Origin of the sequence: Streptomyces sp. NPDC002055 (assembly GCF_040296705.1) — a bacterium.
Lineage (GTDB): Bacteria > Actinomycetota > Actinomycetes > Streptomycetales > Streptomycetaceae > Streptomyces.
Map to the genome: position 1 here is coordinate 72807 of NZ_JBEOXS010000001.1, position 18628 is coordinate 91434.

Consider the following 18628-nt stretch of genomic DNA (forward strand, 5'->3'; position numbering starts at 1 on the left):
CCGCCAGGCCGTCCGCGGGCCCGGCCCGGACCCGGACGGGATGGCCCAGCCGCCCCCCACCCCAACCGGAGCCCGCTTTGTCCGTCGTGGCCGCCGACGTCACCACCCCCGGCAGGGACGTGAGGCCCCCGACCCGCTGGCTGATCCTCGCCAGCGTCTGTCTCGCCCAGCTCACCGTGTTGCTCGACAACACCATCCTCAGCGTCGCCATCCCCTCCCTCAGTGGGGAACTCGGCGCGACCACGGCCGACATCCAGTGGATGATCAACGCCTACTCGCTGGTCCAGTCCGGTCTGCTGCTCACCGCCGGCAACGCCGCCGACCGGTACGGCCGCAAGCGCATGCTGATCGCCGGCCTCGTCCTCTTCGGACTCGGCTCGGCCGCCGCCTCGTTCGCCCAGAGCCCGGGCCAGCTCATCGCCGCGCGGGCCGGGATGGGCATCGGCGGCGCGCTGCTGATGACCACCACCCTCGCCGTCGTCGTGCAGACCTTCGACGACTCCGAGCGCCCCAAGGCCATCGGGATCTGGAGCACCGTCAACTCGCTCGGCTTCGCGGCCGGGCCGCTGATCGGCGGGTCGATCCTCGCCCACTTCTGGTGGGGCGCCATCTTCCTCATCAACGTGCCGGTGGTCCTCATCGGCCTCGTCGCCGCCGTCCGCCTGCTGCCGGAGTCCAAGGGGCCGACCAACGGCCCGCCCGACCTCCTCGGCGCACTGCTGTCCACCGTCGGCATGGTCGGCGTCGTCTTCGCGATCATCTCCGGCCCGGACGAGGGCTGGCTCTCCGGACCGGTGCTGATCTCCGCGGCGATCGGGCTGACCGCCTTCACCGCGTTCACCGTCTGGGAGCTCCGCGTCCCGCACCCCATGCTGGACATGCACTTCTTCCGCAACCGCCGGTTCATCGGCGCCCTGGCCGGCGGCATCCTCGTCGCCTTCGGCATGGGCGGCTCGCTGTTCCTGCTCACCCAGCACCTCCAGTTCGTGCTCGGGTACGGCCCGCTGGACGCCGGTCTGCGGACCTCGCCGCTAGCCCTCACGGTCGTCGCCCTCAACTTCACCGGCCTCGGCCCCCGGGTGCTGGCCCGGCTCGGCACGCCGTTCACCATCGCCGTCGGCATGTCCACCCTGGCGGGCGGCCTGGCCGCGGTCGCCGTCCTCGGCGCCCACGGCTACGGCGGCATGCTCACCGGACTGATCCTGATGGGTGTGGGCGTGGCCCTGGCGATGCCCACCATGGCCAACGCGGTCATGTCGGCGATCCCGCCCCGGAAGGCGGGCGTCGGCGCCGGCATCAACGGGACCCTGGCGGAGTTCGGCAACGGCCTGGGCGTCGCGGTGCTCGGCGCCGTCCTCAACTTCCGCTTCGCCGCTCTGCTCCCCGCCGCCGTCGTCGGCGCGGGCTCCCTCCCCGCGGCCCTGGCCGCGGCCGGCTCCGACCCGTCCGACCGCGCCGCCGTGGCGGACGCCTTCGCCTCCGGACTGGAGACCAGCCAGCTCTTCGGCGCGGCCGCGGTGCTGCTCGGCGGCTGGGTCGCGGCCTTCCTGCTGCGCAAGGCGGAACCGGACCGGGCGCCGGCGGCGGCGTCAGCGGAGTGACGGTCCACGCGGACTGCGCGGAGGCCCTGCCACCTGGGTGACGCGAAGGACTGACAACGGACAACGTGCAACGGCCGGGGGCGGGGAGCCCCCGGCCGTTCGTCTGCCGGCGCGGACGCCCGACCGGGCGAACCGCCTCCCGACGCCGTCCGTGGCCCCTGCCTCCAGCCGTGTCGCACCCCTTGACACCGGCCTCGCCTGCTGGATTACTGGCACCACGCACACGCGAACCGAATGGTCGGTCGGTTCGCTGAGTGGTGGCACAGATGGCAGACGTCCCCGGCGCGGCACCGGGGCCCGCGCAGGCGATCTTCGCCGAGGACCGGGCCGGTCCCGGAGCGGCGGGGAGCCCCCGGCCGGAGGGCCGGAAGGCGGCGGGACGGCCGGCGGAGGGCCGAGGAGCGGAGGACGCGGGATGAGCAGCGGTGCCGGCGCGGACGCCCGAGCCCATCACCCGAGGCTGGGCGAGGCCCTTCCCGACGCGTTGCTGGACGCCGGGGAGCGGATGACGTCCGCGGAACTCGCCGCGTACCAACTCGACCGGCTCCGGGCCACCCTGCGCCACGCGTACGACCAGGTGGAGCTCTACCGGAAGAAGTTCGACGCGGCCGGAGTCGGCCCCGACGACTGCCGGTCGCTCGCCGACCTCGCCCGCTTCCCGTTCACCACCAAGGCCGATCTGCGCGACACCTACCCGTTCGGCATGTTCGCCGTCCCGATGCCCGAGGTCCGCCGGATCCACGCCTCCAGCGGCACCACCGGCCGCCCCACCGTCGTCGGCTACACCGAGCGGGACATCGCCATGTGGGCCGACGTCGTGGCCCGTTCGCTGCGCGCCGCCGGTGGCCGGCCCGGCCACAAGGTGCACATCTCCTACGGATACGGCCTGTTCACCGGCGGGCTCGGTGCCCACTACGGCGCCGAACGGGCCGGCTGCACCGTCATCCCGGCCTCCGGCGGCATGACGGCCCGGCAGGTGCAGATCATCCAGGACTTCCGGCCCGAGATCATCATGGTCACCCCCTCCTACATGCTCACCCTCCTCGACGAGTTCGAACGGCAGGGCATCGACCCGCGGTCCACCTCCCTCCGCGTCGGCATCTTCGGCGCGGAACCCTGGACGGAGGAGATGCGCCGGGAGATCGAGGAGCGCCTGGACCTGCACGCCGTCGACATATACGGCCTGTCCGAGGTCATCGGCCCGGGCGTCGCCCAGGAGTGCGTGGAGACCAAGGACGGCCTGCACGTCTGGGAGGACCACTTCTACCCCGAGGTGGTCGACCCGCTGGCCGGCGAGCCGGGGCCGGACGGGGTGATGGCGCAGGGCGAGAGCGGCGAGCTGGTCTTCACCTCGCTCACCAAGGAGGCCATGCCGGTCATCCGCTACCGCACCCGCGACCTCACCCGGCTGCTGCCCGGCACCGCCCGTCCCGCCTTCCGCCGCATCGAGAAGATCACGGGCCGCTGCGACGACATGATCATTCTGCGCGGGGTGAATGTCTTCCCGACCCAGATCGAGGAGATCGTGCTGCGCACCCCCGGCGTCGCCCCGCACTTCCAGCTCCACCTGACGCGTCGGGGCCACCGGGACGAGATGACGGTGCGCATCGAGGCCCGCCCGGGCGCCGGCGCCGACCAGCGGCAGGCCGCCGCCGCGGCGATCACCCAAGCGGTCAAGGCGGGCGTGGGCCTCACCGTCGAGGTCGAGGTCGTGGACCCCGAAACCCTGGAGCGCTCGGTCGGCAAGATCCGCCGCATCGTCGACACGCGGGGGAAGTGAGGGGCGGAGCCGGTCCGGCGTCGTCCGTGGAGTGACGGCTCGCGGTCGTGGTCGGGGCTCGGACTCGACTCGCGGAGTTCCTTCCCCCGGATCGATGCCGCACGGTCGTCCGCGGTGCGCCGCTGCTCCGCGGGGAGGCGTCCGTTCGGAGGCGTCCGTCAGGAGCCGACGCAAAAAAGCAAAGGCAAGGAGGTCGCGCGCTCCTTGCCACTCTCAAGGTATAGCGCACCAGGGGGCTTGCGGCAAGGCCCCGGTCGTGCTGCAGAATCTCCGCTCGAAGCCAGTACCTGCGGAAACCCGGGATTCGCGCCGTACATGCCCATATGCCGGTATGGGGTTCTCGTGGGACGTCGAACCACCGGTGGGACGCGCGGTGCGATTGCGGGGCCCGGCGTGGAGGCGCGGGTGTGCACGCCGCCGGGTTGCGCGGAGTAGCTGGCCGGACATCGCTCTCGGAACGGGGACATGGATGATTGGCGTGATCGTGGTCGGCGGCGGGCCGACCGGACTGATGCTGGCCGGCGAATTGCGGCTGCACGGCGTGCACGTGGTCGTGCTGGAGAGGCTGACCGAGCCGACCGGGCAGTCCCGGGGGCGCGGCCTGCATGCGCGCAGTGTCGAGATGATGGACCAGCGCGGCATCCTGGACCGGTTCCTCGCGGTCAGTGAGAAGTTCCAGGTCGGCGGGCTCTTTGGCGGCATCGTCAAGCCGTGGCCGGACCGGCTGGACACCGCTCACCCCTACGGCCTGGCCACCCCGCAGCCGGAAACCGAACGGCTGCTGACCGAGCGGGCCCTGGAACTCGGCGTCGAGATCCGGCGCGGCTGCGACGTGGTCGGACTGAGCCAGGACGAGCACGGGGTGACCGTCGAGCTGGCGGGCGGGGGCACCTCGGCCCCAGACGTCGCAGCCGGGGGTTTTTCCGACAGTGGGACCCCGGCCGCCGGGGGAGCGGGAGGGGGCGGCGCGCGCCTGCGCGCGCGCTACCTCGTGGGCTGTGACGGTGGCCGCAGCACCGTGCGCAAGCAGCTCGGCGTCGGCTTCCCCGGCGAGCCCGCCACGGTCGAGACGCTGTTGGGTGACATGGAGGTGTCCGAGGACCGGGAGACCATCGACGCCGTCGTCGCGGAGGTCCGCAAGACCCAACTGCGGTTCGGGGCCATCCCCGACGTCGACGGGAACGAAGGGCTGTACCGCATCATCGTGCCCGCCGACGGGGTGGCCGAGGACCGCGGCACCGCGCCGAGTCTCGAGGAGTTCAGGCAGCAGCTGCGCGCCGTGAGCGGCACCGACTTCGGCGTCCACTCGCCGCGCTGGCTGTCCCGGTTCGGCGACGCCACCCGGCAGGCCGAGCGCTACCGGGTCGGCCGGGTGCTGCTGGCCGGCGACGCGGCACACATCCACCCGCCGACGGGCGGGCAGGGGCTCAACCTCGGCATCCAGGACGCGTTCAACCTCGGCTGGAAGCTGGCCGCCGCGGTGGCCGGCTGGGCCCCGGAAGGACTGCTGGACAGCTACCACTCCGAACGGCACCCGGTGGGCGCCGCCGTGCTGGACAACACCCGTGCGCAGATCACCCTGCTCGGCACCGATCCGGGGGCGACAGCGCTGCGGGAGCTGTTCACGAGGCTGATGGACATCGAGGAAGTGAACCGGCAGGTGACCGAAATGATCACCGCCGTCGGGGTCCGCTACGACGTCGGCGAGGGCCACGAAAACGGAGAGGGCCACGAAAACGGAGAGGGCCACGAACTGCTCGGCCGTCGGATGCGGGACCTGCAACTGAAGCAGGGCCGCCTCTACGAGCTGATGCACCAGGGCCGCGGACTGCTCCTCGACCGGACCGGCGGACTCTCGGTGGCGGGCTGGGGGGACCGGGTCGACCACGTCGTCGACGCCACCGAGGAACTGGACGTACCCGCGGTGCTGCTGCGACCGGACGGGCATGTGGCGTGGGTCGGTACGGACCAGCGGGACCTGCACCGCCGGATGACCACATGGTTCGGCGCGCCCGTCGACTGACCGCAACAACAGACAACCGGCGGCTCGTCCTGCACCGAAACGCGCCGCTCCGTACGGCGGTCCTCGAACGGGAGGGTGTGAAGGTTCAGGTCGCCGCCGGTGCTGCCTTCACCCTCGTCCGCTCGTCGGCGGCGGGGCCTGGATACTGTGACCAAGGGGCAAGATGAGAGAGATGACGGACGGGGCGTTCGAGCTCCTGTCAATCGCTGGGGAGATCGCACGTTCCCGCGGCGCGCAGCAGTGCTCGACGAAGGACTTGGCGCTGGCGGCGGTCGTTTACCGGAGAGTGCTGGTCGAGCGGATGATCGACATTGACGCCATCGAGCCGGACGGCAGGTCACCCGAGATGCTGCCGATGGCGCCACCGCTGGAGGAGCGCCTGGTGAGCCAGGATGCGGAAACACTCGATGTCGGCGAACTCATCGACCTGGCCGCGCTGCACAACCCCGATCTGGCGGACTACCTCAGGTGACGGGTCTGCGGCCGGAGGGTTGATGGCCGTCCTCGTTGCGGGTGCGCAGCGCGCGACCGACTGAGAGTGCACGGCAGGTCGATCGGCATGGGCGGGTGCTCGGAGCGGAACCGGCGATGCTTGCCGCGGTTCGAAGGCGGCAAGGCGGACCGCGCCCATGAGGAGTGCTCAGGGGGCCGGGAGCCGGGGATGCGAGGGCCCGCGCATGCGACGGGCGTCGAGACGTCACGGCCATGCAGGACGAGTCGCACGTCCACATGGCACAGGAGCGCAGGCCCGTGGCGGTGTTCGGCCACGAAGTCCATGCTGCCGATGGTCCCCGGCGTTCCCGAACTCCGCAGCCGCGACTACATCCATGCCGCCGCGATCACTCACCAACTCTCGGGCGGGGAAGCCGTATGCGGACCGCAGTCAATGTTTACCCGCGGGTAACTTGGCGTACAGTGCTGCATCCGCGGGCAGACGGCCCGCGGGTGGCTGTCCCTACGACGGGCAGCCACCGCACGGCAAACGGGCTGCTCCCCCCACACGCGCAGCCCGTGCAACGGAAAGGACCCGTCCTCATGGCCCCCCCACGTCGGCTCCGCGCCATACTGCTGCCGCTGGCCCTCCTCGCCTCCGGAATCACCCTGGGCACCGGAGCCGCCATGGCCGTACCGGAGGACAAGCCCTCCGAGACCGCGCCCCGCACCGCCGAGCAGCGCCCCACCTGGGCCATCGCCCACCGGGTGCTGACCACGGGCGGGGTGACCACGGCGCTCAAGAATGGGGCCAACGCCCTGGAGATGGACGCAACGGCCTGGCGCAAGGGCTGGTGGGCCGACCACGACGGCACTCTCACCAGCTACGGGGACACCATGTCCGCCATGTTCGACCGGGTGGCAAAGGAGCATGACAGCGGGCGTCAGGTCTCCTTCGTCTGGCTGGACATGAAGAATCCCGACTGGTGCGACAGCAACGACCCCGAGTGGCGCCACTGCTCCGTGGCCGGGCTGCGGGACTTGGCGCGCAAGAAGCTGGAGAGCAGGGGCATCCGGGTGCTCTACGGCTTCTACGGCACGGAGGGCGGCAGCGGCTGGAAGACCGCCCTCGGTGACCTGAACTCCAAGGAAGCGGTCAGCTACAGCGGCGACTACGCGCAGGTCCGGGACGGCTTCGCCGAGCACGGGCCGAACGTCCCCGGCAGCCAGCGCGTGATGGACAACGGCAAGTTCAACATGGCCTTGAAGTTCGGCAGCATCCGGGAGGAGCTGGAGGCCGGCCGGAAGGACCGGGACGCCGGAAAGCTCGCGCAGACCGTCGGCTGGACGGTGGGCAAGGGGGACGAGGAGCGTGCCACCACCCTGCTCGACTCCGCCGACGGGCGTGCCGCCGTGGACAGCCTGATCTACGGCAACCGGATGTCGTGCTACCCGGACGGCGTCAGCGGCCCGAAGGGCTGCGGCACGGACGACAGCGGGGTGCGGGAGTCGCTCTCGTACATCACGGACTACGTGAAGGCCCACCCGGACACCCGCCGGATGGCCACCTCACGGGACATCCCCTTCGGCAGCTGACGCCCCGAGCTCCCTCGCCCGGCCCCGGTTCCGGGCGGCACCGTCGCCGCCCGGAACCGGGGCCGAGTCGTCACACTGCACCGTGCCCCAATGCTCCGTAGGCTGCCGTTCAGGTCACGAATGGACCTATATGGCTCCTAGCGTGGTCTCTGTCGACGGAAAAGACGAGGAAAGAGGGAGATCATGGCGGTCAACAAGCTGTTCGGCAATGACGCGGCCGAGGCGGCGGGAGTCACGGGCGAGCGCGCCGAACTGCTGGCGATGCTGGCCCAGCAGCGGTCCTTCCTGCGCCTCACCACCAAGGATCTCTCCGACGAACAGGCCCGGCTGCGTCCCACGGCCAGCGAGCTCTGTCTGGGCGGCCTGATCAAGCACGTCACGTCGGTGGAGCGGCACTGGATCGGCTTCATCCTGGAAGGCCCGTCGGCCATGGGCGACGTCACGGACATGACCCAGGAAGACCTGGCCAAGCGGGCCGACGAGTTCCGGCTGCTCCCCGACGAGACGTTGGCCGGCGTACTCGCCGACTACGCCGAGGTGGCCCGCCGCACCGACGAGCTGGTGGCCACCGTGCCCGACCTGAACGCGAGCCAGCCGCTGCCGAAGGCACCGTGGTTCGAGCCCGGCGCGCAGTGGTCGGTCCGCCGGGTGGTGATGCACATCTGCACGGAGACCGCTCAGCACTCCGGCCACGCCGACATCATCCGCGAGACCTTGGACGGCTCCAAGAGCATGGGCTGAGCGAGGGGGCTGGTTAGGGGTACTGCCGGTCCCGACCTCCGCACCACCGCGGAGCGGACGGTGTCCGAGTGGCGGATGAGCACTCGGCAAGGCGCGAACGACTGAGCAGACCCCGGGCCATGGCCCGGGGTCTGCTCGCTGGAGCAGGTGATGTCGAACGCCGCGCCCTACGGGCCCGAGGCGATTCGTGCGTAGAGTCGGCGGGGCGGAGACACCCGCGACCGTCACCGAACCCTGCCCGAACTCCGCCGGCCCAGCGAGAAGGCAGGAGTGCCCCGCAGACAACTGGGAGTACCCGCTTGAGCGAGCGCAAGCGTCCGTTCCTGTACGTCGTCGTCTGCGCCGCAGGGATCGCGGACGACGTCGGCAAGCTGATCACGGCAGCCCAGCTGCAGGGTTGGGAGGTCGGCGTGATCGCCACCCCCCGCGGGCTGAACTTCATCGATGCAGAGGCCATCGAGGCACAGTGCGGCTATCCGATCCGTTCCGCCTGGCGTTCGCCAGGCGATGCGCGGCCCCTTCCTCCTCCGAGCGCGATCGCCGTCGCCCCCGCGACCTTCAACACGATCAACAAGTGGGCCGCCGGGATCGCCGACACCCTGGCCCTGGGCGTCCTGTGCGAGGCGTACGGCTTGCGCATCCCCACAGTCGTCCTGCCCTACCTGAACGCCGCCATGGCCGCACACCCCGCCTACCCCCGGAGCCTGGAACAACTGCGCGCCATGGGGGTCCTCGTCGGCAGCTACGAACCGCACCCGCCGAAGGCAGGCGGGGGACGTGAGACGTTCCGGTGGGAGCAGGCCGTCGAGCTCCTGAAGCCCGTGATGGCGTGAGCGGCAGGGGGCGAGTAACTGCCCCCCGGGCGATCGTCGACGGTGCCTCAGGAGCGGAAGCGGGCTTCGTCGCCTTCGACGTGGAGCAGGAAGTCGTGGATCGGCCCGGAGTGGGGAGCCGGGACGAGGGACAGCCGCAGTGCGTCGACGGCTTCCAGCGCCGCGGTGAGTTCGTGATCGTCGCCGTCGCTGTGCTCGACCGCCCTGGTCCACGCCTCAACCGTGGGGCGCACGGGTTCCCAGGCGGGCGTCGGCGAGAAGCGGCAGTGAAACCACGGCTGGTCGAAGCGGTCGAGCACGAGGCCGCCCAGCAGAGTGTCCCCCTGCATCAATCGCCATGATCGATCGGACACGGCTCTCCTGCTGTCGACGGCTCAGGCACCGTACGGTGTCGACGGCCCCGTCACCGTACCGCGGCGCCGACCGGCCCGTGGGTCCGTCGCGCGGGCCTCGGTCGGGCGGTTCCGCCACCCGACTGCCGGGTCGGAGGGCCGGTGATTCGCGGGCGTCGGCGGTTATGTTCTCTGGGCGAGCAGTCGGCGTACAAGGGCCGGTGCGGGCCCGGGAGGTGGTGACGATGAACCGCTTGCTCCGTTTCCTGCGGCGGCCTGTGGTCATCGCGGCGCTGGTCGTGGTCGCCGCGGCCGTGGTGTTCGGTCTGTTCTGGTTCCAGCCCTGGAAGCTCTGGGTGAACGAGGAGGTCGACGAGGATCTGCCGTCCGGAGTGGCCTCGCCGACGGCGACGGGGTCGCCGGGCCCGTCGCAGCCGGGCACCCTCGCCACCGGGAAGCTGATCAGCCAGGAGCATCCCACCAGCGGCACGGTCAGGATTCTTCAGGGCGCCGACGGGAAGCGTGTGCTGCGGCTGGAGGACCTGGACACCAGCAACGGACCCGATCTGCACGTCTGGATCACCGATGCCCCGGTGAAGGACGACGAGTCCGGGTGGCACCTCTTCGACGACGGGGCGCATGTGAGCCTCGGTGAGCTCAAGGGCAACCAGGGCAACCAGAACTATCCGCTGCCGGCCGGCCTCGATCTGGACCGGTACACCAGCGTGTCGATCTGGTGCGACCGCTTCGACGTCTCCTTCGGCGCCGCCTCGCTCACCCGTACGTGAGGGAGCGGGGAGGGCCGGTGGACGGGCGCGGCAGGCAGGGCCGTTCGGGTGATGATCGGCCGCCGTGGCCGGTGAGCGGGTGTCGCCGGGTGCCGCTCGGCCGTTGGCTCTCGTATGACGCCCTCGCCCATTCGACTGTGGTTCCTCCCGGCCAGCCTCGCGGCCCTGCTGGTGACACCGCAGACGCAGACCGGGGCGGAGGCCCTGACGCCGGACGGGGCGACGGGCGGTGCCCCTTCCTCCCCGGGCGGGCCCGCGCCCGGCTCTCCGCGTGACGGGAATCCGCGCGACGGGAATCCCGGGGACGAGGCTCCGCAGGACCGGAACGGTCCGGCGGGGAAGCCGCACGACGGGAACCCGGGGGGCGACACCGCGGGGGACAGCTCCCCCGAGAGCAGGGATCCGGAGGCTGCCGAGGACGCCCCCAGGGATGCCGGCGAGCGCGAAAAGAGCTGATGGGAGCGGCGTCCGGCACCCGCTGTGACGTTCGGCTCACCATATGTGGCGGGCGGTTGGCATCGGCCATAGCTTCGTGGCATGACAAAACACCGCGTAATGCACCTCGGACTGATAACAGCCGTTGTCGCCACCGGATTCGTCGCCGCTCCGTCGGCCCACGCCGATTCCCGGCTCGTCGTGCGCCCGGGGGAGTCCATCCAGGAAGCCGTGGACTCCGCCGAACCGGGCGACACCATCTACATCGCGCCCGGCACGTACCGGGAGAGCGTCCAGATCTCGACCCCGGGTCTGACCCTGCGCGGGGCCGGTGACCGGACCGTCATCAAGCCGGCGGCCACCCCGTCCAGCAAGAGCAGCAAGAGCAGCAAGGGCAGCCAGTCGAGCAAGTCCGCCAAGTCCGCCAAGTCCGCCAAGTCCGCCAAGCGTTCCGAGAACGCCTGCGCCAAGGCCGGGAACGGCATCTGCGTCACGGGAACCGAGGGCAACCGGCTGGAGGGCGTGACCCTCCGCTCGCTGACCGTCTCCGGATTCAAGAAGAACGGCATCTGGGCCTCGGAGACCGACGGGCTGGAGGTCCGCTGGGTGACCGCCCGGAAGAGCGGCACCTGGGGCATCGCCCAGCAGAAGTCCGTTCGTGGGGAGTTCCGTTACAACACGATCTCCGACAGCGGGGACTCGGGTCTCTTCATCGCCAACACCGTCGACCGCGAGGGCGGCTCGCTCGACACCGAGGGCGCCGTGATCCGCGGGAACTTCCTCACCGGCAACCGGATCGGCGTGACGATCCGGCGCACCAGGAACCTGGTGATCCGCAGCAACATCCTCACCGGCAACTGCGGTGGAGTGTTCGTGGTGGGTGACGAGTCGAAGCCCCGCGCCGGTGACCTCACCATCCGCGACAACAACATCTCCAGGAACAACAAGTACTGCCCCGGCAACAGCCGTCTCCCCTACATCCAGGGATCCGGCATCGTCCTCACCGGCGCCGAGGACACCGTGGTCCGGGGGAACCTGATCCGGGACAACGTCGGCGAATCCCCGCTGTCGGGCGGCGTCGTGCTGTTCCGCAGCTTCGTGGGGGCCGTCAACAACCGCAACGTCATCAAGTACAACGTGGCTCTCCACAACGAGCCGGCGGACCTGGTGGACGGCGACAAGGGGGAGGGGAACAAGTTCGTCCGCAACCTGTGCGGAGTGTCGAAACCTGCGGGTTCGTGCTGACCGGTGCGGATCCGACCAGTGGGAAATGGAGTCGGTATGACCACGGTACGTTCCACCCCCCAACCGGCCATGCAACTGCGCGAACTGGTCTTCGGAGCCGCCTGTGCCGCGGCGCTGCGGGCCGCCGCGCGCCTGGGCGTCGCGGACGCCCTGGGGGAGGAGCCCGCCACGGCTGACGAACTGGCGGCGGCGGTGCGGGCCGAGCCGCTGCCGCTGCGCCGTCTGCTGCGTGCCCTCTCCTGCTACGGCGTCTTCGCCGAGACCGACGACGGGCGGTACGTCCACACCGAGATGTCCCGGCTGCTCAAGGACGACGCCCCGAACAGCCTCAAGTACATCTGCCTGTGGTGCACCGAGCCCTGGACCTGGGATGCCTGGCCGGTGCTCGAGGACGCGGTGCGCAGCGGCCGGACCGTCTTCCGCGACCTGTACGGCAAGGACTTCTTCCAGTACCTGCACGAGGACGCGACCGACTCGGCGCAGGTGTTCAACCGGGCCATGACCACCTCCAGCCGGCAGTCGGCCCAGGACGTCGCGGAACTCCTCGACCTCACCGGGATCACCACGGTCGCCGACATCGGCGGCGGGCAGGGCCATGTGCTGGCCGGCCTGCTGGAGAAACACCCCTCCCTCAAGGGAACCCTGCTCGACCTGCCGGGCGTGGTGGCAGGCGCCGATCCCCGGCTGCGGGACGGCGGGGAACTGGCCGGGCGGATGTGCATCATCCCCGGCGACTGCCGCCGCGAAGTGCCGGTCCAGGCCGACCTGTACATCATCAAGAACATCCTCGAATGGGACGACGAGAGCACCCGCCGAACGCTCCGCAATGTCGTCGCGGCCGCCCAGCCGGGTGCGCGGGTCGTGGTCATCGAGAACCTCGTCGACGACAGCCCGTCCATGAAGTTCACCACCGCCATGGACCTGCTGCTGCTCCTCAACGTCGGCGGGGCCAAGCACACCAAGGAAAGCATGATCAGCCGGATGACGGAGGCAGGGCTGCGGGTCGGGGAGATCCGCCCGGTCAACGCCTATCTCCACGCCTTCGACAGCACGGTGCCGGAGTAGGGACGCGGCAGGCGCGCGAGCGACACCGCATGCGCGAGCGCGAGCGGACACCACGAGCCGCGAGCGGGCCACGAGCATCGGGCCGCGACCCCAGGACCACAAGTACCTATGAGCACGGTGCCGGAGTAGCGGCCGGCACCCGAGGGCCGAGCGCGGTCCGGCGGGAGAGGCCAGTGAGGGGCCGGTCCCGCCGACGCGCCGGACGGCGGAGGAGTCCGTCCGGCGCACCGCACGCAGCGGTCCGACGGCAGGGCCCCGGGAGTCAGCCCGACTCCCGGGGCCCTGCCGTTCGCGGATCGTCGGCGCCGTTCGCGGATCGTCGGCGGGGGCGTCGGTGGATGGGCCGGTCGGTCGGTGGTGGAGGGCGGTGGCCGGCAGGCATCGGCATCGAGCCGCCTGCATGCCCGGTCGGCGTCACTCACCCGCCCGCGTCACTGACCCGCCCGCGTCACTCACTTGGTGTCGAGCACCTTCGCCACCAGCCCCGTCGTGTGCTCCGCGGCCCGGAACTCCGGCCTCACCAGGGTCCGTCGCAGGAAGTCGATCGTGGTGCTGACGCCCTCCCCGGCCACCCGGAACTCGCCCAGCGCACGGTCCATCCGGGCCAGTGCCTGATCCCGGTCCGGGGCCCAGACGACCGTCTTGGCCAGCAGCGAGTCGTAGTCCGGGCCCACCTGCCAGCCGGGCAGGGCGTGGGTGTCGACCCGGACGAACGGGCCCGACGGAGGCACGAATTCGGTGAGCCGACCGGGGGCCGGGGCGAAGTCCCGTGCCGGGTCCTCGGCGTTGACCCGGCACTCCAGCGCCACACCGCGCGGCACCACATCACCCGGCCGCAGGCTCAGCGGCAGCCCGGCGGCGATCAGGATCTGCTCGCGGACGATGTCGACGCCGGTGACCATCTCGGTCACCGGATGCTCCACCTGGAGCCGACAGTTGATCTCCATCAGATAGAACTCGTGCGACGGCGTGAGGACGAACTCGAAGGTGCCCGCCCCGACATAGCCGACGGCCCGCGCTCCGCGCACCGCGGCCTCGCAGATCGTGGTGCGCAGCTCCTCGGAGAGCCCGGGGGCCGGAGCCTCCTCGACCAGCTTCTGGTGCCGCCGCTGCACCGAGCAGTCGCGCTCGCCCAGATGGATCGCCGAGCCGTGCCGGTCGCACAGCACCTGGACCTCCACATGGCGGGCGTCGTCGATGTACCGCTCCAGGTAGAGCCGGTCGTCACCGAAGACGGCGTAGGCGTGCGCCCGGGTCTCCTGGAACGCGGCGGAGAGGTCGTCCGGGTCCCGCACGATGGCCATGCCGCGTCCTCCGCCCCCGGCCGCCGCCTTGAGGATCACGGGGAAGCCGGTCTGCTGCGCGGTCTCCTTGGCCTCCGCCGGTCCGGACAGCGCGGTGGTGCTGCCGGGCAGGACGGGCAGCCCGGCCTCGGCCATCGCCGCCCGGGCCGCCGCCTTGTCGCCGAGCTGCTGCATCACCCGGGCCGGGGGGCCGATGAAGAAGATGCCGTGCGCCTCGCAGACCTCGGCGAAGTCCGGGTCCTCGGAGAGGAATCCGTAGCCGGGGTGGATGGCCTGGGCGCCGGAGAGCAGCGCCGCCTCCAGGACTGCCGGGATGTTGAGATAGCTGGCCTTGGAGGGGGCCGGGCCGATGTGGACGGCCTCGTCGGCGAAGCGCACCACCGCGGAGTCGCGGTCCGGGGTGGAGTACACCGCGACCGTCCGCATGCCCAGTTCGCGGCAGGCGCGGGCGACCCGGAGCGCGATCTCCCCCCGGTTGGCGATGAGTACCGTGCTGAACATCGGGCTCAGCCCTCCCCGTCGGAGAGCGGTTCCAGCGCGATGAGGCGCTGCTGGAACTCCACCGGGTGCGCGTCCGGAGTGAGGAACTCCACCACCCGGCCCGCCGCGTCCGCCTCGACGGTGCTCATCATCTTCATCACTTCGAGGATCCCGACGGGCTGCCCCGGGCGGACCACGTCGCCGACCGAGACGAACGGCGCGGCCCCCGGTTCCGGAGCGTGGTAGAAGGTGCCGACCGTCGGGGCGAGGACATACCGCGGGGCGTTCTCCGGCGGGGCCGCTGCCGGTGCGTCGGCCGGGTCCGGCGGCAGAGCCGCCGCCGCGGCGGCCAGGGCGGCCGCCTCGCCCGGAAGGGGGCCCGCCGCTTCCCCGGGCCGGGGCGCCGCGCCGCCCGCGGAGTCCGCCCACTCCATCTCGACCGTCATCTGACCGTGCTGCAGCCGGATGCGCAGCGGCGGACGCGGTGCCGTTCGGGCCAGCTCCAGCGCGCTGCGGCAGACGGTGTCCAGGTCCGTGCGGCCGATCGGGGCGCGATCGGTTCCAGTGAAGCCGTCGGTTCCGGTGAAGCCGTTCCCGGTGAAGGCCCGGGTCCGGCCGTTCTCACGGTGGTGGTTCGTGGATATGTCCGGGGTCACGATGTACCTCTTCCGGTTGCGGTGGGAAGGACGGCTCGGTCACTCTCGGCGGCCGCGGCGGTCTCCCCGGCCTCGGCGGCCTCGGCGGCTCCCGCCACCGGAGCGGTCCCGTGGGCGGGCGCGGTCCCATTGGCCGAGGCGGTGCCGTCGGCCGGGGCGGTGCCGTCGGCCGGGGCGGTGGCGTCCGCCGGGGCGGTGCCGTCGCCGAAGCGCTGGAAGCGGCGCCGGCGGTCGCGGATCAGCCGTCCGGGCGCCCGGCGGACAAGGTCGTCGACGGCCGCGTCCACGGCGTCGCGCAGCAGCGCCGCCGCGCCGGCGTGGTCCCGGTGGGCTCCGCCGGGCGGTTCGGGCACCACCCCGTCCACGACACCCAGCCGGAGGAGTTCGCGCGCGTCCAGCCGCAGGGCCGCCGCGGCAGCGGGGGCCGCCTCCGGCTGCTTCCACAGAATCGCCGCGCAGCCCTCGGGGCTGATGACCGAGTACACGCCGTTCTCGCTCACCAGCACCCGGTCGGCGACGGCCAGGGCCAGCGCGCCACCGCTGCCGCCCTCGCCGGTCAGGACGGCGACGACCGGCACCCGCAGCCGGGACATCAGGCGGAGGTTCTCCGCGATGGCGACCGCCTGACCGCCCTCCTCCGACGCGGGGCCCGGGTCCGCCCCGGGGGTGTCGATCAGGGTGATCACCGGCATGCCGGTCTTCTCGGCCAGCCGCATCAGCCGGGCGGCCTTCCGGTAGCCCGCGGGCGTGGCCATGCCGAAGTTGCGCCGGCGCCGCTCCGTCAGGCCCGGGCCGCCCTTGTGGTGGCCGATCAGCATCACGGGCAGCCCGTTCAGCCGCCCCGGGCCGCCCACGACGGCGGCGCAGTCCGCGCCCAGCCGGTCGCCGTGCAGCTCGTGGAAGTCGTCGAGCAGCAGCTCCGCGTAGTGCAGGGTGCCGGGGCGGTCCGGGTGCCGGGCCAGCCGCACCGCCTCCCAGGCGTCCCGCTCGGGCAGTTCGCCGGGCTCGCGCAGCACCCGGCCGCGGCGGGACGGAGCGGGAGCCCGGCGCGCCGCCGGTGAGCCGAGGGCCAGCAGCCGGCCGAGCGTGGGCCGCAGCGCGCTCCGCGGGACGACGTTGTCCACCATGCCGTGTTCGAGGAGGAATTCGGCCGTCTGGAAGCCCTCCGGCAGCTGCTGGTGCGTCGTCTGCTCGATCACCCGCGGCCCGGCGAACCCCAGCCGCGCCCCCGGCTCGGCGAGGATCACATCGGTGAGCGTGGCGAAGGAGGCGGCCACCCCGCCGTATGTGGGGTCGGTGATCAGCGAGAGGGTGAGGACGCCCGCCTCGTCGAGTTCCGTGAGGGCCTGCGCGGTCTTCGCCATCTGCATGAGGGACAGCACGCCCTCCTGCATCCGGGCGCCGCCCGACGCGGTGACCAGCAGCAGCGGGGTGCGCTGCCGCAGGCTCGTCCGGGCGGCCTCCGTGATCAGCGCGCCGACCCCGCAGCCCAGACTGCCGCCGAGGAAGCGGAAGTCCATGACGGCCACCACGACCGGCTGGTCCTGGATGCGCCCGCGCGCGCAGACGACCGCCTCCCCGAGTCCGGTCGCCGCACGGGCGTCGGCCAGCCGCTCCCGGTAGGGCCGGGTGTCGGTGAACGCCAGCGGATCGTGCACCGTCGGAACGGGGCCGAGCTGCCGCGCCGAGCCCGGGTCGAGCAGCTGGTCCAACCGCTGGTGCGCCGTCAGGTGCGCGTGCCGGCCGCACTCGGGGCAGACGCGCAACGAGCGGTCGAACCGTTTGCCGTAGACCAGCCCGGCACAGTTCTCGCAGCGCACCCACGCCGGGGTGCGGCCCGCCGGACGGTCGTCGCACTGGACCATGGTCGGGTTCCTTCCGGGTCGAGCGCCGCTTGGTGCAAGGGACCCCTCAGCCCACCGGGCCGCGGTCCCAGCGGTAGAACTCGTGAGCCATCGCGTCCTTGGGGCTCTTCCAGGTCTTCGGGTCGTACGGGTCGACGTACGCCTGGAGCCGGTCGCTGATGTCCTGGAAGGCCGGGTGGTCCGCGTGCCGGGCCACCTGGGGGCCGGGCGGCTGGTCGGACTCGATGAGGTGGATGTAGACATCGCCGAACTGGAAGAGGCTGCGGCCGGTGACGCCGATCAGGAGCGGCAGTTCGCCCCGGTCCGAGTCGGCGAAGACACCGGCGATGTCCGGGGCCGAGCCCGGTGCCATCCGGGCGACGATCAGAGCGCGGTGCTGCATGGCAGGTCCCTTCGTCGGGCTTCGGGGCGGAGCTGCTTCCGGGCGGAAGCGGTGCCGCCGGCGGGGGCGCGGGAGGCCCCGCCGGCCGGCGGGGGAGTGCGGCCGGGCACGGTCACGGCCGGGCACCGGTGGCCGGCGGGCCACCGGTGTGCGTGCGGCGGACGGCCGGTGCGCCGGGCACGCACCGGCCGGTTGGGCACCGGCCGTCCGTTGTGCACCGCCAGTGGTGCACCGTCAGTTGGTGCACGTCAGTGGTGCACCGTCAGTGGGTGCGCCTCAGCGGTGCACCGGCGGTCAGTTGGGCACCGCGGGAGCGGAGTCGCGTCCGCCCTCCCGGGCCCGCTGCTCGATCTTGTCCCGGATGAGTTCCAGCTGGATCCGGGAGTTGCGGTTGATGAGCTCGGTCATCCCGGCGTCGTCGACCGGAGCCTCCGGCTTCATCGCGAAGTCCTGGAACCACTGCATCCGGGTGCCGCCGGGGATCTCCGCGTACTCCCAGCGGATGTTCATGTGCTGGAACGGGCCGGGTTCGATCCGGCGCGCCCGGACGTTCAGCCCGAGCCGGTCGGTCACCCGCTCCGAGACCCAGCTCCAGACCTTGCCGTTGTCGTCCGGGTGCATGGTCAGCCGGAACGTCGTCTTGGTGCCCTCGCGCGAGAGCACGTCGACGGCGGCGTACTCGCTGAACAGCTGCGGCCAGTTCTCCAGGTCATTGGTCATGTCCCAGACGAGGTCCAGCGGGGCCGCGATGGTGATCTCGTTCTCCGTGTGTGCGGGCATGTCACGCTCCAGCCGTGAGGGAGGTGTTGACGCGTTCGATGAAGTCGTGCGGGGTCTTGCACAGCTCGGAGTCCGGCGGCATGGGCCGGCCGAGCCGGTTCTCCAGCTCTCCCACGATGCCGAGGAGGCCGAGGGAGTCGAGGCCGTAGTCGGCGAAGGTGGCGGCGGGACGGGTCTCCATCTCCCGGGGGTCGACCGTGATGCCGGCGCCGTTCTTCATCAGCGCGGCCAGCTCGTCGAAGGTCAGTTGAGCGGTCATCTGCGGGTTCTCCTCACTCGAGCGGTCCTCG

18 protein-coding genes are annotated in these 18628 nt (G+C 71.7%); 11 read left to right on the forward strand and 7 right to left on the reverse strand.

The features are described from left to right. Window positions 1–77 precede the first annotated feature (77 nt). From ABT112_RS00325 to ABT112_RS00360, 8 genes are all read left to right on the forward strand, one after another. Window positions 78–1601: an MFS transporter gene (locus tag ABT112_RS00325; RefSeq protein WP_502975197.1), complete on the forward strand. Its 1524-nt coding sequence runs from the start codon at window positions 78–80 to the stop codon at window positions 1599–1601. A 266-nt stretch (window positions 1602–1867) separates the two neighbouring features. Continuing rightward, on the forward strand, window positions 1868–2020 hold the full coding sequence (locus ABT112_RS00330; protein ID WP_351503831.1) for a hypothetical protein: 153 nt from the start codon (window positions 1868–1870) through the stop codon (window positions 2018–2020). Then, the gene (gene paaK / locus ABT112_RS00335) at window positions 2017–3381 is read left to right on the forward strand and encodes a phenylacetate--CoA ligase PaaK (RefSeq protein WP_351503833.1); all 1365 of its coding nucleotides are present in this window, start codon (window positions 2017–2019) and stop codon (window positions 3379–3381) included. The genes ABT112_RS00330 and paaK overlap by 4 nt, the downstream gene beginning before the upstream one ends. Before the next feature lie 469 nt (window positions 3382–3850). Then, the gene (locus ABT112_RS00340; protein ID WP_351503834.1) at window positions 3851–5404 is read left to right on the forward strand and encodes an FAD-dependent monooxygenase; all 1554 of its coding nucleotides are present in this window, start codon (window positions 3851–3853) and stop codon (window positions 5402–5404) included. Window positions 5405–5567: 163 nt separating this feature from the next. Continuing rightward, entirely contained in the window at window positions 5568–5876 is a 309-nt protein-coding gene (locus ABT112_RS00345) for a hypothetical protein (RefSeq protein ID WP_351503836.1), read from the forward strand. A 563-nt stretch (window positions 5877–6439) separates the two neighbouring features. Beyond that, on the forward strand, window positions 6440–7432 hold the full coding sequence (locus ABT112_RS00350) for a PI-PLC domain-containing protein (protein WP_351503838.1): 993 nt from the start codon (window positions 6440–6442) through the stop codon (window positions 7430–7432). A 183-nt stretch (window positions 7433–7615) separates the two neighbouring features. After that, window positions 7616–8173, forward strand: a complete 558-nt coding sequence (locus ABT112_RS00355; RefSeq protein WP_351503840.1) for a DinB family protein — start codon at window positions 7616–7618, stop codon at window positions 8171–8173. Window positions 8174–8472: 299 nt separating this feature from the next. Next, a complete protein-coding gene (locus ABT112_RS00360; protein WP_351503841.1) occupies window positions 8473–9006 on the forward strand; it encodes a flavoprotein in 534 nt (177 codons plus the stop codon). Between the two features lie 47 nt (window positions 9007–9053). On the opposite strand, the gene ABT112_RS00365 is transcribed toward ABT112_RS00360, so the two are convergent. Beyond that, window positions 9054–9335: a hypothetical protein gene (locus ABT112_RS00365; protein ID WP_351503843.1), complete on the reverse strand. Its 282-nt coding sequence runs from the start codon at window positions 9333–9335 to the stop codon at window positions 9054–9056. A gap of 248 nt (window positions 9336–9583) precedes the next feature. Between ABT112_RS00365 and ABT112_RS00370 the strand changes: the two genes are divergently transcribed. The 3 genes from ABT112_RS00370 to ABT112_RS00380 all read left to right on the forward strand — a co-directional run bounded on the left by ABT112_RS00370 (window position 9584) and on the right by ABT112_RS00380 (window position 12871). Next, window positions 9584–10126: a DM13 domain-containing protein gene (locus ABT112_RS00370; RefSeq protein ID WP_351503845.1), complete on the forward strand. Its 543-nt coding sequence runs from the start codon at window positions 9584–9586 to the stop codon at window positions 10124–10126. Between the two features lie 537 nt (window positions 10127–10663). Next, window positions 10664–11806 (forward strand): right-handed parallel beta-helix repeat-containing protein, encoded by a 1143-nt coding sequence (locus ABT112_RS00375; protein WP_351503847.1) that lies wholly within the window; start codon window positions 10664–10666, stop codon window positions 11804–11806. A gap of 36 nt (window positions 11807–11842) precedes the next feature. Beyond that, entirely contained in the window at window positions 11843–12871 is a 1029-nt protein-coding gene (locus tag ABT112_RS00380) for a methyltransferase (protein ID WP_351503848.1), read from the forward strand. Between the two features lie 452 nt (window positions 12872–13323). On the opposite strand, the gene ABT112_RS00385 is transcribed toward ABT112_RS00380, so the two are convergent. The 6 genes from ABT112_RS00385 to ABT112_RS00410 form a co-directional block, all read right to left on the reverse strand. Next, window positions 13324–14676 carry an acetyl-CoA carboxylase biotin carboxylase subunit gene (locus tag ABT112_RS00385; RefSeq protein WP_351503850.1) on the reverse strand — a complete coding sequence of 451 codons (1353 nt, stop codon included), beginning with the start codon at window positions 14674–14676 and terminating at the stop codon, window positions 13324–13326. Window positions 14677–14681: 5 nt separating this feature from the next. Continuing rightward, the gene (locus ABT112_RS00390) at window positions 14682–15311 is read right to left on the reverse strand and encodes an acetyl-CoA carboxylase biotin carboxyl carrier protein (protein WP_351503852.1); all 630 of its coding nucleotides are present in this window, start codon (window positions 15309–15311) and stop codon (window positions 14682–14684) included. After that, entirely contained in the window at window positions 15308–17176 is a 1869-nt protein-coding gene (gene accD, locus ABT112_RS00395) for an acetyl-CoA carboxylase, carboxyltransferase subunit beta (RefSeq protein ID WP_351503853.1), read from the reverse strand. The genes ABT112_RS00390 and accD overlap by 4 nt, the downstream gene beginning before the upstream one ends. A 46-nt stretch (window positions 17177–17222) precedes the next feature. Continuing rightward, entirely contained in the window at window positions 17223–17558 is a 336-nt protein-coding gene (locus ABT112_RS00400) for a TcmI family type II polyketide cyclase (RefSeq protein ID WP_351503856.1), read from the reverse strand. 294 nt (window positions 17559–17852) lie between these two features. After that, complete coding sequence (locus tag ABT112_RS00405) at window positions 17853–18338, reverse strand: SRPBCC family protein (protein ID WP_351503858.1); 486 nt, start codon at window positions 18336–18338, stop codon at window positions 17853–17855. 1 nt (window position 18339) lies between these two features. Continuing rightward, window positions 18340–18597: an acyl carrier protein gene (locus ABT112_RS00410; RefSeq protein ID WP_351503860.1), complete on the reverse strand. Its 258-nt coding sequence runs from the start codon at window positions 18595–18597 to the stop codon at window positions 18340–18342. Between the last annotated feature and the right edge of the window lie 31 nt (window positions 18598–18628).

What these genes read in the sequence shown, in the direction of transcription:
- ABT112_RS00400 (WP_351503856.1), bottom strand. Translation starts at nt 17,558, where the DNA reads ATGCAGCACCGCGCTCTGATCGTCGCCCGGATGGCACCGGGCTCGGCC.
- ABT112_RS00330 (WP_351503831.1), top strand. Translation starts at nt 1,868, where the DNA reads ATGGCAGACGTCCCCGGCGCGGCACCGGGGCCCGCGCAGGCGATCTTC.
- ABT112_RS00365 (WP_351503843.1), bottom strand. Translation starts at nt 9,335, where the DNA reads ATGCAGGGGGACACTCTGCTGGGCGGCCTCGTGCTCGACCGCTTCGAC.
- ABT112_RS00405 (WP_351503858.1), bottom strand. Translation starts at nt 18,338, where the DNA reads ATGCCCGCACACACGGAGAACGAGATCACCATCGCGGCCCCGCTGGAC.
- ABT112_RS00385 (WP_351503850.1), bottom strand. Translation starts at nt 14,676, where the DNA reads ATGTTCAGCACGGTACTCATCGCCAACCGGGGGGAGATCGCGCTCCGG.
- paaK (WP_351503833.1), top strand. Translation starts at nt 2,017, where the DNA reads ATGAGCAGCGGTGCCGGCGCGGACGCCCGAGCCCATCACCCGAGGCTG.
- ABT112_RS00375 (WP_351503847.1), top strand. Translation starts at nt 10,664, where the DNA reads ATGACAAAACACCGCGTAATGCACCTCGGACTGATAACAGCCGTTGTC.
- ABT112_RS00380 (WP_351503848.1), top strand. Translation starts at nt 11,843, where the DNA reads ATGACCACGGTACGTTCCACCCCCCAACCGGCCATGCAACTGCGCGAA.
- ABT112_RS00345 (WP_351503836.1), top strand. Translation starts at nt 5,568, where the DNA reads ATGAGAGAGATGACGGACGGGGCGTTCGAGCTCCTGTCAATCGCTGGG.
- accD (WP_351503853.1), bottom strand. Translation starts at nt 17,176, where the DNA reads ATGGTCCAGTGCGACGACCGTCCGGCGGGCCGCACCCCGGCGTGGGTG.
- ABT112_RS00410 (WP_351503860.1), bottom strand. Translation starts at nt 18,597, where the DNA reads ATGACCGCTCAACTGACCTTCGACGAGCTGGCCGCGCTGATGAAGAAC.
- ABT112_RS00355 (WP_351503840.1), top strand. Translation starts at nt 7,616, where the DNA reads ATGGCGGTCAACAAGCTGTTCGGCAATGACGCGGCCGAGGCGGCGGGA.
- ABT112_RS00350 (WP_351503838.1), top strand. Translation starts at nt 6,440, where the DNA reads ATGGCCCCCCCACGTCGGCTCCGCGCCATACTGCTGCCGCTGGCCCTC.
- ABT112_RS00370 (WP_351503845.1), top strand. Translation starts at nt 9,584, where the DNA reads ATGAACCGCTTGCTCCGTTTCCTGCGGCGGCCTGTGGTCATCGCGGCG.
- ABT112_RS00340 (WP_351503834.1), top strand. Translation starts at nt 3,851, where the DNA reads ATGATTGGCGTGATCGTGGTCGGCGGCGGGCCGACCGGACTGATGCTG.